The sequence below is a fragment of the Amycolatopsis sp. NBC_00345 genome (assembly GCF_036116635.1).
In the GTDB taxonomy this organism is placed as follows: Bacteria; Actinomycetota; Actinomycetes; order Mycobacteriales; family Pseudonocardiaceae; genus Amycolatopsis.
Genome location: NZ_CP107995.1, coordinates 9,839,846 through 9,852,689, shown reverse-complemented (window position 1 = coordinate 9,852,689; position 12,844 = coordinate 9,839,846). Strand labels below are relative to the sequence as shown.

At 67.2% G+C, this 12,844-nt stretch carries 13 protein-coding genes and 4 pseudogenes; 12 read left to right on the top strand and 5 right to left on the bottom strand.

Translation table 11 applies throughout. The features are described from left to right. The first annotated feature begins 125 nt into the window (after nucleotides 1-125). The 6 genes from OG943_RS45060 to OG943_RS45035 all read left to right on the top strand — a co-directional run bounded on the left by OG943_RS45060 (nucleotide 126) and on the right by OG943_RS45035 (nucleotide 5,376). Nucleotides 126-995 carry an NAD(P)H-binding protein gene (locus tag OG943_RS45060; RefSeq protein ID WP_328606984.1) on the top strand — a complete coding sequence of 290 codons (870 nt, stop codon included), beginning with the start codon at nucleotides 126-128 and terminating at the stop codon, nucleotides 993-995. Next, a complete protein-coding gene (locus OG943_RS45055) occupies nucleotides 992-1,642 on the top strand; it encodes a hemerythrin domain-containing protein (RefSeq protein WP_328606983.1) in 651 nt (216 codons plus the stop codon). Before OG943_RS45060 ends, OG943_RS45055 begins: the two co-directional genes overlap by 4 nt. 39 nt (nucleotides 1,643-1,681) lie before the next feature. After that, the gene (locus tag OG943_RS45050) at nucleotides 1,682-2,137 is read left to right on the top strand and encodes a nitroreductase/quinone reductase family protein (RefSeq protein ID WP_328606982.1); all 456 of its coding nucleotides are present in this window, start codon (nucleotides 1,682-1,684) and stop codon (nucleotides 2,135-2,137) included. A gap of 399 nt (nucleotides 2,138-2,536) precedes the next feature. After that, nucleotides 2,537-3,460, top strand: coding sequence for an SDR family NAD(P)-dependent oxidoreductase (locus OG943_RS45045; protein ID WP_328606981.1), 924 nt, complete (start codon nucleotides 2,537-2,539; stop codon nucleotides 3,458-3,460). A gap of 244 nt (nucleotides 3,461-3,704) precedes the next feature. Next, nucleotides 3,705-4,427, top strand: coding sequence for an alpha/beta fold hydrolase (locus tag OG943_RS45040; RefSeq protein ID WP_328606980.1), 723 nt, complete (start codon nucleotides 3,705-3,707; stop codon nucleotides 4,425-4,427). 331 nt (nucleotides 4,428-4,758) lie between these two features. Then, a complete protein-coding gene (locus tag OG943_RS45035) occupies nucleotides 4,759-5,376 on the top strand; it encodes a carboxymuconolactone decarboxylase family protein (RefSeq protein WP_328606979.1) in 618 nt (205 codons plus the stop codon). A gap of 395 nt (nucleotides 5,377-5,771) precedes the next feature. Here OG943_RS45035 and OG943_RS45030 read toward each other — a convergent pair whose 3' ends face one another. Genes OG943_RS45030 through OG943_RS45020 form a run of 3 tightly spaced genes read right to left on the bottom strand, consistent with a single transcriptional unit; the run spans nucleotide 5,772 to nucleotide 6,684 of the window. Then, the gene (locus tag OG943_RS45030; protein ID WP_328606978.1) at nucleotides 5,772-5,993 is read right to left on the bottom strand and encodes a hypothetical protein; all 222 of its coding nucleotides are present in this window, start codon (nucleotides 5,991-5,993) and stop codon (nucleotides 5,772-5,774) included. 42 nt (nucleotides 5,994-6,035) lie between these two features. Beyond that, complete coding sequence (locus OG943_RS45025; RefSeq protein ID WP_328606977.1) at nucleotides 6,036-6,428, bottom strand: hypothetical protein; 393 nt, start codon at nucleotides 6,426-6,428, stop codon at nucleotides 6,036-6,038. A gap of 37 nt (nucleotides 6,429-6,465) precedes the next feature. Continuing rightward, nucleotides 6,466-6,684, bottom strand: a complete 219-nt coding sequence (locus OG943_RS45020; protein ID WP_328606976.1) for a hypothetical protein — start codon at nucleotides 6,682-6,684, stop codon at nucleotides 6,466-6,468. Nucleotides 6,685-6,935: 251 nt separating this feature from the next. Here OG943_RS45020 and OG943_RS45015 point away from each other — a divergent pair, with 251 nt between their 5' ends. After that, the gene (locus tag OG943_RS45015; protein WP_328606975.1) at nucleotides 6,936-7,934 is read left to right on the top strand and encodes a hypothetical protein; all 999 of its coding nucleotides are present in this window, start codon (nucleotides 6,936-6,938) and stop codon (nucleotides 7,932-7,934) included. Here the strand turns inward: OG943_RS45015 and OG943_RS45010 are convergent, their stop codons facing one another. Together OG943_RS45010 and OG943_RS45005 are read right to left on the bottom strand one after the other, a co-directional pair. Continuing rightward, the gene (locus tag OG943_RS45010) at nucleotides 7,935-8,429 is read right to left on the bottom strand and encodes a DUF3558 family protein (RefSeq protein WP_328606974.1); all 495 of its coding nucleotides are present in this window, start codon (nucleotides 8,427-8,429) and stop codon (nucleotides 7,935-7,937) included. Nucleotides 8,430-8,537: 108 nt separating this feature from the next. After that, a pseudogene (locus OG943_RS45005) lies at nucleotides 8,538-9,524 on the bottom strand (aldo/keto reductase). 385 nt (nucleotides 9,525-9,909) lie between these two features. On the opposite strand from OG943_RS45005, the gene OG943_RS45000 reads away from it, so the two are divergent. From OG943_RS45000 to OG943_RS44985, 5 genes and pseudogenes are all read left to right on the top strand, one after another. Further along, on the top strand, nucleotides 9,910-10,713 hold the full coding sequence (locus OG943_RS45000; protein WP_328606973.1) for an SDR family oxidoreductase: 804 nt from the start codon (nucleotides 9,910-9,912) through the stop codon (nucleotides 10,711-10,713). Nucleotides 10,714-10,731: 18 nt separating this feature from the next. Continuing rightward, nucleotides 10,732-10,914, top strand: a pseudogene (locus tag OG943_RS48595) (IS701 family transposase); the annotation flags it as partial. Between the two features lie 11 nt (nucleotides 10,915-10,925). Continuing rightward, a pseudogene (locus tag OG943_RS48590) lies at nucleotides 10,926-11,141 on the top strand (IS701 family transposase); the annotation flags it as partial. 36 nt (nucleotides 11,142-11,177) lie between these two features. Next, a pseudogene (locus OG943_RS48585) lies at nucleotides 11,178-11,324 on the top strand (3-oxoacyl-ACP reductase); the annotation flags it as partial. A gap of 156 nt (nucleotides 11,325-11,480) precedes the next feature. Beyond that, nucleotides 11,481-12,371, top strand: a complete 891-nt coding sequence (locus OG943_RS44985; protein ID WP_328612340.1) for a helix-turn-helix transcriptional regulator — start codon at nucleotides 11,481-11,483, stop codon at nucleotides 12,369-12,371. The last annotated feature ends 473 nt before the right edge of the window (nucleotides 12,372-12,844 follow it).

The following is a 12,844-nucleotide window of genomic DNA, read 5'->3' as shown; positions in this document are numbered from 1 at the left end:
ACGAACGTCAGGCAATGGCTGAGTGGTAGCCACGGTGTCCAGACGAGTTGGACCCGCCACCGCACCGCCCGCGGACCCGCGCTGCCACCGCATCAGAGCCGCATCCCCTACCGAAGGGAAACACCATGTTCACTGTCATCACCGGAGCATCAGGCCACCTCGGCCGGCTCGTCGTCGACCAGCTCCTCGCCACCGGAACACCGCCCGCGCAGATCGTGGCCACCGGCCGGGACGTCGGCAAACTCGCCGGCCTCGCGCAGAGCGGGGTCGTGGTGCGGCGCGCGGACTTCGCCGACCCAGCCACTCTCGACGAGGCATTCGCGGGCGCCGAAGCCATGGTGCTGGTCTCGACGACGACGGTCGGGGAGCGGTTCGACAACGCGCGCAACGCCATCGACGCGGCGGCCCGGGCGAGTGTCTCCCGAATCGTGTACACCAGCATCGTCAACGCCTCGACCGCGCAGATGACCCTCGCCGCCGAACACCGCCGCACCGAGGACTACCTGCGCGCCAGCGGCACCGCGTTCGTCATCCTGCGCAACGGCTGGTATCTGGAGAACTACACCGACCAGCTCCCGATGATCACTCAGTACCACGCGCTGCTGGGCAGCGCGCACGACGGACGGGTCAGCGCGGTCAGCCGGGCTGACCTGGCCGCGGCCGCAGTCGCGGTGCTGACGCAGGACGGGCACCTCGGAGCGACCTACGAGCTGGGCGGAACACCGTTCACCCTGACCGAACTCGCCGCCACGATCAGCGACGTCCTGGGCACCCCCATCGCCTACCAGGACATGCCGGTCGCCGACTACACCGCGACCTTGACGGGCGCCGGGCTACCTCCGGAGATGGCCGCCGCCGTCGCCGATGCCGATGCCGGTCTGGCTCGCGGAGAACTGTTCACCGCCAGTGAAGACCTGGTGAAGCTCATCGGCCGGCCGGCGACCACCGCACACGAAGCCGTCCGGAACGCCGTTGCCGCCGGGGAGTCGCGGTGAGCACCTCCGGACCCGGCGTCGATACCCACGAGATGGTGCTGATGCACCGCGTCCTGCGGCGCGAGTTCGGTCAGCTCCCCCGACTGTTCCGCGCCGCGGCCGGTGACCGGACGCGATCCAAGGTCATCGGCGCGCATGCCCGGGAGATGCTGGACTTCCTCCACACACACCACACCGGCGAGGACGAGCTGCTCTTTCCCCTGCTGCGCGAGCGAGCCACGCTCGACCCGGAGCTGATGGACCGGATGGACGCGCAGCACGCCCAGGTCGACCACGCCGTCGCGGCCCTCGGCAAGGAACTGCCGGCCTGGACAGCCACCGCGGACGCCGCGACCGGCGAGCGAATGGCCGCCCTGATCGACGCCACGATGCCGACACTGATCGATCATTTGGCTGAGGAGGAGCAGAAACTGCTCCCGATCGTCTCGGTCACGCTGACCCAGAAGGAATGGGACGCGCTCGGCAAGCACGGCATGAGCGCGATTCCCCTCACGCGGCGGCTGGTCATTCTCGGCCACATCACCGAGGAAACCGATGACGCGGAACGCCAGCGGTTCCTCCAGGTCATACCGGCACCGGCCCGGTTGGCCTACAAACTGATCGGCCACCGCCAGTTCACCCGCGAAGCCACCGCGATCCGCGGCTGACCCACCCAGCGACCCGGCCCATGGCTTTGAGGAGTCCTGATGAGCTTCGACACACGCGCGGGCACGCGCGGCGGCAAGGTTCCCGCGGGACGGTTCGTCCGCGCGTTCAACAAACTGGCCGAGCGACGGCTACGCCGTAAGGGCGGCAGTTTCATGGGCTTCAGAGCGCTGGTGCTGACGACCACCGGCGCCAAGACCGGTACCGAGCGCACAACGCCGGTCGGCTACTTCCCCGACGGGGATGGAGGCTGGCTGATCGTGGCCTCCGCGAATGGCGCGGCGGGCAATCCCGGCTGGTATTACAACATCGGCGCGCACCCGGACAAGGTCCGGGCGCAGGTCGATGGCCGCACGGTCGCCGTCGCGCCCCAGCAATTGCGCGGGCCGGAGCGCGAGGCGGCGTGGAAGCGGATCACCGCGGCAGCACCCCGGTTCGCCCAGTACCAGGAGAAAACGGATCGCGAACTGCCGGTCATTCGCCTGACGCCGCGGTAGTGACCTCGCTCGCGATCTGTTCCCGTGCGGTCGGTGCCAAATCCGTCAAGCTCCTCGGCGCCGACCGCGTCCGTCCCGCGCTCCCTGCCGCCGCGGGCCGCACTCCCGCGCCCGGCAATCACGCCGCCAGGAGCCGCCGTCCACATGCAGCACGGCACCGGTGACCAGCGGCGTCTCGTCGCCGCAGATCCAGGGCTGAGCCACGACGTCACCTGAAACACGCCGCGAAAAACAAGGAAGAACAGGGAGGTTCACCATGGCCGAACCGCGGGGTCCTGCAGGAAAGAACGTTGTCGTGGAGGGCGTCCACGCGCTCCCCCCAGCCGAGATGCTGGACGCGACGGTCAAGGCCGTCGAGGAGCGCAGTGTGCGTTGCCACCAAGCCCTGCGAATCGCCGCATGAGCGCCGCCGACGTCCCCATCGACCTGCGTGGCCGTATCGCGCTGGTCACCGGAGGTACCGGAGGGATGGGCCGGGTCATCACGACCGAATTGGCCCGGGCCGGCGCTCACGTCGTTACCACCAGCAGGGACTACGAGCGAGGAGAAGCGCTGCGCCGCCGAATCGCGACCGATGTGGGTGCAGACCGGGTAGAGGTGCAGACCGGAGATCTCGCGTCCCGCACCGACCTGCGCCGGCTCGCCGCCGAGTTCGCGGCGCGACACGATGCCCTGCACATACTCATCAACAATGCCGGTGCGCATTACCGGCACCGATGGCTGACCGTCGACGGCGTCGAAGCGCATCTGGCGGTCAACCACCTCGCCGGGTTCAGCCTTACCTACCTCCTGCGTGACCGCATCCGCGCAGACCCTCCGGCCCGTGTGGTCAACATCGTCTCGGCGGCGATGTCCAACATCCGCCCGCCGCTGTTCGGCCGCCCGCGTCCGGTTCCGCTCGACCTCAGCGGCGTCGCCGACGTGCGCGAACTCAATCCGGCCACAGGGTTTGCCCCGTTCGCCGCCTACGCCAGAGCCAAACTGCTGACCACCATCTGCGGCTACGAATTCGCCGACCGGTGGCGAGACGAAGGCGTGACCGTGAACGCCGTGCACCCGGGAATCGTGAGCACCAGCATCGTCGACGACATCCTGCCCACCGGGCTCGCACCGTTCCGCTCGCTGATCCACCGACGGCTGCTGACCCCCGAGCAGGGCGCCTCGGCAGCGCTGCGCCTGGCCACCGACCCGGGCCTCGCCACCGCGTCCGGCCGCTACTACGTGCGTGACCAGGAAACGCGTACCCCCAGCATCTCCTACGACCCCGCCACCCGCGCCACAGCTTGGCAACTCAGCCTCAAATGGATCACAGCACCAGACTGATCGACCCGACCAGTTCCAGAACTCCCGAAGCTGTGCCCAGACGCAATGCAGATCGTTACTACTGGTCAGGCGCACCGCGGGTTCTCACGCGAGGTCCGGTGTCGGCGCCTTCGAGGTCCGTCGTCCGCCGGAGTATGTAGTCACATTGGTGTCCGTTGTGGACACAAGATGCCATCTGGATAATTTGGGTGATGGACTCAGGCGCGACTTCCCGAGGATCCCATCGGGAGAAATGAGAGCTAACGTGACGGACGACAAGCCTGCACAAACATTCGTTCTGGTTCCCGGAGCATGGCTAGGAGGCTGGAGTTGGCAGCCGGTAGCCCGGTTGCTCGCCGACCGCGGCTACCAGGTCATCACGCCTACTCTCCCCGGGCTGTCTTATGACGGGTCTCCCGCCGGGCTCAGGCTTGCTGACGCCATCGACTACCTAGTCAGCGAAGTCGAGCGGCGCGATCTCACCGATGTCGTCCTCGCATGCCATAGCTGGGGAGGCTACCCCGCCACCGCCGCTGCCCACCGCCTGGCCAGCCGCGTAACGAAGGTGATCTACCACAGTGCGGTGGTCCCCGAGCAGGACAAGTCGATGGCTGACGAGAACGGGCAGTACGGCGAGATCATCCGGCAGGCCGTCGCGGCCAGCCCCGATTCGACCATCTCGATCGGTCTCGACGCCGTCCAGGGCGGCCTGATGGCAGGAGACTCCGCTCCACTCCAGGAACTCGTCAGCCGGATGCTGGTGCCGCAGCCAGGCGGATACATGCTCGACAGCCTGGATCTTCCCCCGGTCACGAAGATAGGGCTCGACGCAGCGTATGTGCTGTGCGCTGACGACTTCGCCCTGGCCCGGCCCGGAGCCGAGTTCGCGGCACGGCTCGGCGTCGATCCGGTGGTCGTGCCGGGCAATCACATGACACTGCTGACCCGGCCAGAGATCGTGGCCGACGCGCTGATCTCCGTGCTCTGAAGCCGTGCGTATGCCGACGTCCAGGTGACGAGGTGTAGTAGGTCGAACTACGGACTGAAAGCTCAGGCCCGGTCGCCTGCTGCGGAACCAACGCACGAGTGGCGATGATCGCCGGTCAGGTCGGCGACTCGACAGCATTCGCGTTAGACGCCGCCTTCCGCCGCGAGTACGGAATACCACCAGGCGTTGAGCAATCTCGACATCAAGCCAGGCAAGACAGAATCGCGTTCGGCACCGCCGACGCCACCGTGATCGAGTTAGCGGCTCACGTTGGAAAATACTGGCCGCCATCATCAGCGGTGAAACGATCGTGCATGTTAGGGAGACACCAATGACAGTGCATCCACCGACCGACGACCGGCGCTGGGGCGGGCGGTTACCGCTCGCGGAAGCGGGCACGCTGGACCAGGAGCAGCGAGCGGTTGCCGAGCAGTTGCACCTGTTCGCGGTGCCATGGGCACAGCAGGCGGGTTTCACGCCGACCACCGATGACGGGTATTTGATCGGGCCGTGGAACGTCTTGGTCCACCGGCCGCAACCAGCCAGGGGTTTCAACGAGTGGGTCAAGGCCGACCAAGTCGGATCATCGCTGCCGGCCACCGTGCGCGAGGTCGTGATCCTGACGGTCGGAGTGGCCTGGCAGGCAGGCTACGAACTCTACGCCCACACGGCAGTCGCTCGGCATGTCGGCACGGCCGGGCCGGTGATCGACGGTGTGCTCAACCATGCGCCGAACGACGACTTCTCGGTGGCCGAACTCGCAGCGCATCGCTTCACCGACGAACTGGTGCGTGCGCGCACGGTCACCGACGAAACATACGGGCGGACGCTGGAGGTGTTCGGACAGCGGGGCGTCATCGACATGGTGCACCTCATCGGGATTTACCTGGCGACGTCCGCGCTCCTCAATGCGTTCGAGATCCCGACGCCCGACGCCGGCTGCCTGTAGATGATCTTGACTACCAGCCGGCAGCACGGTCACCAGTGGCCGAAAGGATCAGCCGGCGGGAGTCCGACCGGTCGCGGGAATACGGGGCCGCGGCTCGCCATGTGTTTGGTCGGCACTGGGGATGCCAATGAATCTCCTGTGGTTGGGTTTCGCCGGCGGCGGCACCGTGCCGACGAAAGACTGGTTGGCTCTGTGGCCTGAGGCGTGGTCGTGCGACGCCGTGCCGCACCGGTCGGCGCGGTTTGCCGGCCGGATGTGCCGGACGCCGAGCTTGTCTTGTGTGGACATCCAGGGTGGCCCCTACGCGTTGCCGAGCCTACTGGCGTTCGCTGCCCCTGGGCACATTCTGTTCGGCAGTGACTATCCGTGGGCGCCTACCGAGGTGATCGAGTCGTTCAATGATCCGCGCTTGCGCTGTAGATCGCCTGGCCTTGCTCATCGGTGAGAAGCGTCGTGGCGTCGAGACGATACGTGCCCCGCCAACTGGATTCGCCGCAGCCATCCACGTCTTCGGGTTGATCGGTAATGGACGCGACTCGGTCACCACGGGCGAGCAGTTGCCTGATCAGCTCCGGCCCGAACGCCTGCGACGGGCCGGTGAGAAACCCGGATGTCATGTCACTCCCAGGATTGGTGGATCTCACTGCCGCTGCCGCGGTTCAGGCGAAGGCCGCGGCGTGCTGGGTGACGAAGGTATGCAGACTACGCGGCGCGGTGCCGGTGAGGGTCGCCACGTCGCCGGTCAGCCAGGCCGCGTCGCCCTCGGCGATCAGCCCGAACGCCTGGGCGTTCGAGGTCGCCACCGCCTCGGGCACACCGGCCCGGACCATCGCGACCCGATGCTCGTCAGGGAGAATCCGGCGGTGCTCGATCTCGTGGCCCAGCGCGGCGGACAGTTGTTTCGCGATGTCGGTGTAGGTGATCAGGTCGGGTCCGGTCAGCCAGTAGGTGTGGCCCGCGTGCGCGTCCGGCGCGGTGGCGACCGCGGTCGCGGCGGCGGCGACGGATCTCCCACACGGTCGAGGGAGCGACCTTGATACCGAGCAGGGCAAGTTCGCCGTGGATGCGCCGGCAGCCCCAGGCGGGGTTCTAGGCCGCAGGTCGCGATGCCACCGGCAGCACCGTGTCCGGGCTGACCACAAGCCGGAGCCGACGCAACACCGCGCGCGACAGCGGCACCAGCAACATCGAGAGGAACATCCTGTCCTCGGGCCGAAGTCGCGGGCACTGGCCACCGAGCTGTCGCTGCAAGATGGTCAGTTGATGGCGCAGGGCGAGGATCTCGACGTCCCTCTCGCGGTCGGTCATCGACAGTAGCTGCAACACAGCGCCGAGCCGCAAGCGGTCACCCGCCGACGGCTCTTGACCCGCACAGATGCATTTCTCGGCACGTACAGGGACTCTCCCTTCCATTCTTCGTTCGCATGCGGGCGGTAACCCCCTGATCATGCGAAAGCACCCCTATCATCGCCCCCTCCAATGGCGGTGAACGCGATCCTTGGTCGCGTTCACCACCATTGGAGGGAAACGTGCACAGATACCGGTTACTAGGTGGCGCATTGCTGCTCGCGGCGGCCTTGCTCGTCCCGACCTCGACCGCGTCCGCCGCGGCGGCCTGCACCTGGCGTCCGACGGCACTTCCCGTGCCGGGCCAGAGCGGGCTGCCGACCGCGACCGACCACCAGAGCGGCTTCGCCGGCGTCGCCAGCACCGCCGACGGCCTGCGGCCGATCGTTTGGAAGAACGGCGCGTACTCCGTCCTCCCCGGGATCGGCAACCTGCCCGGCTACGAGGTGGCCGACGAGAACCGCGCGGGCACGATCGTCGGCACCGCACGGGTCAGCGTCTCGGGAGTCTCCGTGAGCACGGCGTTCCGCTCTCGGGGCGGCGTGCTGGAGGAGCTGCCGAAGCTGGGGAACAACACCAAGGCCGCCGCGCTCGGCATCAACGACGCGGGCGACATCACCGGCTACGTCTGGGGCGACAGCAGCGGCCTGACCACGGTGGTGCGCTGGCCTGCCGCACAACCGGGCACCGTCACCACACTCCCCGGTCTGGCTCCGGACCCCACCTCGCCCCAGGCGGTCGACGAGGACGGCTCGGTGCTGCTGCTGCGCGACTCCGGTCTCGCGGTCTGGCGGGCCGGCACGATCACCCGGCTCGGCACGCTGCCGGGCCTGCGCTTTCCCGGCGGCACGGCGTTCTCCAACGGGCGCGTGGTCGGCTACGCCACGTACGACGACAAGAAGGCCGGCGTCTACTGGGACCAGCAGGGCGCCGCGCACGTGCTGCCCAACTCGAGCTACAACCTGTCCAACGGCAACCCGCAGTTCGACATCAATCGGGACGGCCTGATCACCGGCCGGATCGACGAGGCACACGGCGGCAACGACCTCAACGGCACCGGCTACGGTGTGTGGCGGCAGGGCGCATGGGTGTCGAACTTCGGCGACATCACGCTCGACATCCCGTCCCGGATCGGCGACGACGGCACGGTGGCCGGGGCGCGCATGGACGCCGACCGGACCTACCACCCGTACGCCTGGCGCTGTTCCTGATCACCAGCCGAGCGTCCTGACCATCTTCGCCGGCAGCGGGACGGACCGGTCGCACTCGTAGGTCTTCGGCACGTCCTTCTTCGCCGACCGGCCACTGAACTGGATCCACGCCGGCCCTCCGTCGACGTAGATCAGGCGGTAGTTCCCGTCGTCCGCCTGGACATAGCCGGGCTTGCCCGCGACATCCACCCGCCGCTTGGCGTGCTGCACATCCCGGTCCTGGTTGGCCGGCTGGTTCAGCAGCACACCGACGCTCGCGTCGGCCCCGGTCGCCTTCCACGTGCAGCCGGGGCCGATGCCGGCCAGGTCTTCCCGCGCATGCGTCACCTGCGCGACGCCCAGCAGCGTCGCCGCCTCCGCGTCGGTGAGCAGTGCGCACGGATCCGCCTTCTGCCAGTCGTTCGACGGGGGCGCGGTACTCGGCTTGTTGTCGCCGCCGCGGCCGGCGAGCAGCAGCGCGCCGGCCGCGAACGCGCAGATCGTTCGCCAGCTCACCAGGAATCCTCCCGGAAGGTGGTCCGGCCACTGTAGTATTCGTCCACATCGGACGGTTGCGGACGCGGCCCGGACTGCTCGGCCTGCTGTTCCTCCATGAGCCGGGGCTTAGCGGCCGAACAGAGACTTCAACTGCTCGGGGACGCGCTCACCCTGGATTTGGGCCGCGGCCGCCTCGATGCGTTGCAGGTCGCCGGACGTCAATTCGACATCGAGCGCTCCCAGGTTCTCTTCCAAGCGATGTAGTTTGGTTGTGCCGGGGATCGGCACGAACCACGGCTTCTGCGCCAGCACCCAGGCGAGAGCGATCTGGGCTGGCGTGGCTCCCTTGTCGTCGGCAATCTGTCGCAGCAAGTCGACCAGTGTTTGATTGGCCTGCCGTGCTTCAGGAGTGAAGCGGGGCAGCATGCGGCGGAGGTCGTTCTCGGCCAGCTATGTACGGGAGTCGATTGTGCCGGTCAGATAGCCCTTGCCCAGCGGGCTGTATGGCACCAGACCGATGCCCAGCTTCTCCAAGGTCGGAATGATCTCGGCTTCGTGGTCTCGCGTCCAGAGCGAGTATTCGCTTTGCAGCGCCGTCACAGGCTGCACGCGGTGGGCGCGGCCGATCGTCGTCGCACCGGCCTCCGATAAGCCGAAGTGCTTGACCTTACCTTCGGTGATCAGCTCCTTGACCGTGCCTGCTACTTCTTCGATGGGCACGTCGGGATCGACGCGGTGTTGGTAAAGAAGGTCAATGCAATCCGTTTGCAGACGCCGGAGCGAGGCCTCAGTCACTCGACGGATCTGCTCGGGCCGGCTATCGAGCCCCGACGCCGGGGTCGGCCCGTGCTCTCCGTGCTTGAGACCGAACTTGGTGGCGATCACCACCTGGTCGCGGACCGGCGCCAGCGCCTGACCGACCAGCTCTTCATTGGTAAAAGGGCCATAGACTTCGGCGGTGTCGAAGAAAGTCACGCCGCGGTCAACCGCGGCCCGCAGCAGCCTCGTCATCTCGGCTGGGTCCGGGGGCGAACCGTAGAAGAAGCTCATGCCCATGCAACCGAGTCCCAGGGCTGAAACTTCGAGGTGCTGTCCAAGTTTGCGTTTCTGCAGTGGAGAATGCTCCTTCGATACAGGTCATCTGGCCCATTGTTCCCGCTGTTCAGCCGGAGCCGGTCACCGCAGGTTAGGCCCGCCTTGCGGGCGGCGGGAAGGTCCTCCTGGTACAGGTACTGTCGATGCCCCCTTGACCGTCAGCTACGTGCAGCGCCGACGAAGGTCACCGCGGAAACGCTGGTGCGGCAGACGAAACTGCGGCAGCGCGCGTCAATCCGTAAGGCAAGGGTGGCTCTGACAGTACCTGTATCACCAGGGTCTCCCAGACGTCCAGGACGCCTGTCAACCTGGTTTTGCACGCCCGCAGATCCACGGGAGGCGCGCCGCGGCCGCCGCGCGACCGTATCGGCGCATTCTTCCACGACAGAAGGGACAGAGACCAATGGCGGACAGCCAATTCACCACTCACACAGAACTTTTCGATCTGAGTGGGAAGCGCGCCCTTGTCACTGGCGGCACCAGAGGCATTGGGATGATGCTAGCGCGCGGCCTTCTCCAGGCGGGCGCCCGCGTCGTTATCAGCTCACGCAAGGCGGACACGTGCGCGGAGGCACAGCGTCTACTGTCCGAATTCGGCGACGTTCAAGCAATTCCCGCCGACCTGTCCAGGCACGACGAGTGTCAGCGCCTCGCTGATCTTGTCAATGCCGGCTCGGAACGCCTGGACATCCTCGTCAACAACGCGGGAGCGATGTGGCGCGAGCCGCTGGAGACGTTCCCGGACGAGGCCTGGGACTCAGTGATCGATCTCAACCTCAAGTCGCCGTTCTGGCTGGTGCAGGCGCTGCTCCCCGCACTTCGCAGGGCGGGCACCGCCGATGATCCCGCGCGGATCATCAACATCGGCAGTATCGCCGCCATCCACGTCGCCGCGTCGCCCAACTACTCGTACGCCAGCAGCAAAGCGGGACTCCATCAACTCACCAGAGTGCTTGCCAGAGAACTGGGCCCACAGCACGTCACGGTGAACGCGGTAGCACCGGGACCGTTCCCGTCGCAGATGATGGCGTCCACGCTCGATGCCATCGGCGACGCGATCGCGGCGAAGGCCCCTCTGCGCCGGCTTGGCCGCGACGACGACATGGCAGGTATCGCCGTATTCCTCGCTAGCCGGGCTGGGTCCTACCTCACGGGCACCGTCATCCCGGTAGACGGCGGCATCGCCACGACCGCATCAGGCACCTAGGTGTGATGTCCGGGGACGTTGTTCCGGTTTGGGCGGGCTGAGCCGCGGCGCCGGGTGCGGGAGTACGTCTCCGGGCTGGTGGCGGGGTTGCCGCGGTCGAACGGATAGACCCTGGCTGAGCAGGCCGGGGAGGTCTCCCCGGACGGGATGCAGCGGCTGCTGCGTCGCGCGGACTGGGACATCGCCGGTGTCCGCGACGACGGTCCACCTCGAGCGGCGAGATCGCCTACTACATCTGCTTCGGGCCCCGACGAGCCACCTTGTCGAACCTGGCCTGGATCGCCGGATCACGCTGGGCCATCGAGGAGTGTTTTCAGCAGGCCAAAGGCGAGGCCGGGCTGGACAAGTACCAGGTCCGCGACTACCGGGCCTGGTTCACTCACACCGCCCTGTCCAGGCCGGCCGCCGCATGGCCGGCCGGCACCCGCGCCGCGGTCGCCCCGCAGACGGCCTCGGCAAACACCACGCCCAGCTCGAAAGGCATGATCAACTACGCGATCGCGGGGTCGGCCCCTCTACGCCGGCTTGGCCGCGACGACGGCATGGCGGGCATCGCCGTGTTCCTCGCCAGTCGGGCTGGGTCCTACCTGGCGGGCGCCATTATCCCGGTCGACGGCGGCATTGCCACGACTGCTTCGGGTATCCAGGTGTCGACGCGGGCCTTTTCCTGCTACGACGCTGGGCGCATGCCGCGTGTGAGGGGTGCGCAGCCGTCGGGGTACCAGCAGAACCTCCCTTCGTCTGCGGACAGGGCCTATGGTGAAGAGGTGGTCAAGATCGATCTGCGCACTGAGATCAAGGAGTTCCTGAGCTCGCGTCGCGCGCGGATCGCGCCCGAGCGGGCCGGACTGCCCGCCTACGGCGGCAACCGCCGGGTCAAAGGTCTGCGTCGCGAAGAGGTAGCTCTGCTGGCAGGGGTATCGGTCGACTACTACGTGCGTATGGAGCGCGGCAGCCTCGCCGGCGCCTCCGACGGGGTGCTCGACGCGCTGGCCTCTGCCTTGCAACTTGACGAGGCCGAGCGCGATCACCTCTTCCACCTTGCGCGGCAGTCCAGGACGCCCGGCGGTCCACGCCGCCGGCGACCCGCCGCGACGGTGCGTCCGGCGCTTCAGCAGGTGCTCGACGCCATTACCGATGCGCCGGCTTGGATTTGCAACGGCCGTTATGACGTGCTGGCCATGAATCACCTTGCCCGCGCGCTGTATTCACCGGTGCTGGCCGACACGCGGCGGCCGGCGAATACCGCGCGGTTCGTGTATCTGGAACCCGAATCGGCAAAAACGTTCTTCGTCGACTATGACCGAATCGCCTGCGATGTGGCCGCGAAGCTACGCATGGAAGCCGGCCGCAATCCGCACGACGAGGAGCTGATCGCGCTAGTCGGTGAATTATCAACACGCAGTGAGCTATTCCGGCAGCGGTGGGCATCTCAGGACGTTCGGCTCCACCGGTCCGGACGCAAGCGTGTGCACCATCCGGTAGTGGGCCAGCTCGACCTGGATGTCGAGTCGATGGATCTGCCTGCCGACCCCGGACTGCTCCTGAACGTCTACACCGCGCCCGCTGACACGGCGACCGCGGACGGTCTGGCCCTATTGGCGTCGTGGGCGGCTAGCCAGGAGAAGCTAGCGACCGAGATTCAAGCACTCAGCTGATATTCCAACCTTTTCAGTCCGTCTGAGTCAGCGCGCCAGCGACCGCCATAGCCGGTTTGCTTCGCGCTCGACGCAGGCCCAGTGGTCGTCACCGAGATAGTCCGGGCAGCCGATCTCGAACCGCGAGTACGGGTCAGCCATGCTCCCGAGCATCACACGCGGTTCGTCACTGACTGTGTCGGCGTCCCTCAAATCAACGCCGGCTGGCGCGGGACCTCCGCGTTCGCGATGATGATACCGGCGTACGTCGGCATCAACGGCGTGGCGGCCCGACGATGTGGGTCCGTGCTGTGGGCACGAACTGGCTCGGCGGTCGTGCCGCGGAGCTCCCGGACATCCCTTCTTCTTCGACGGCGAGCCTGTACGCCGGGCAGCCGTCGTCGAGACCGGTGACGACACATCCGTGGGGCTGGACCGCTGGCTCGGGCTCGACGCCGAATTCGGTGCCACCGCCCGGAATAGCCCTGGCTGAC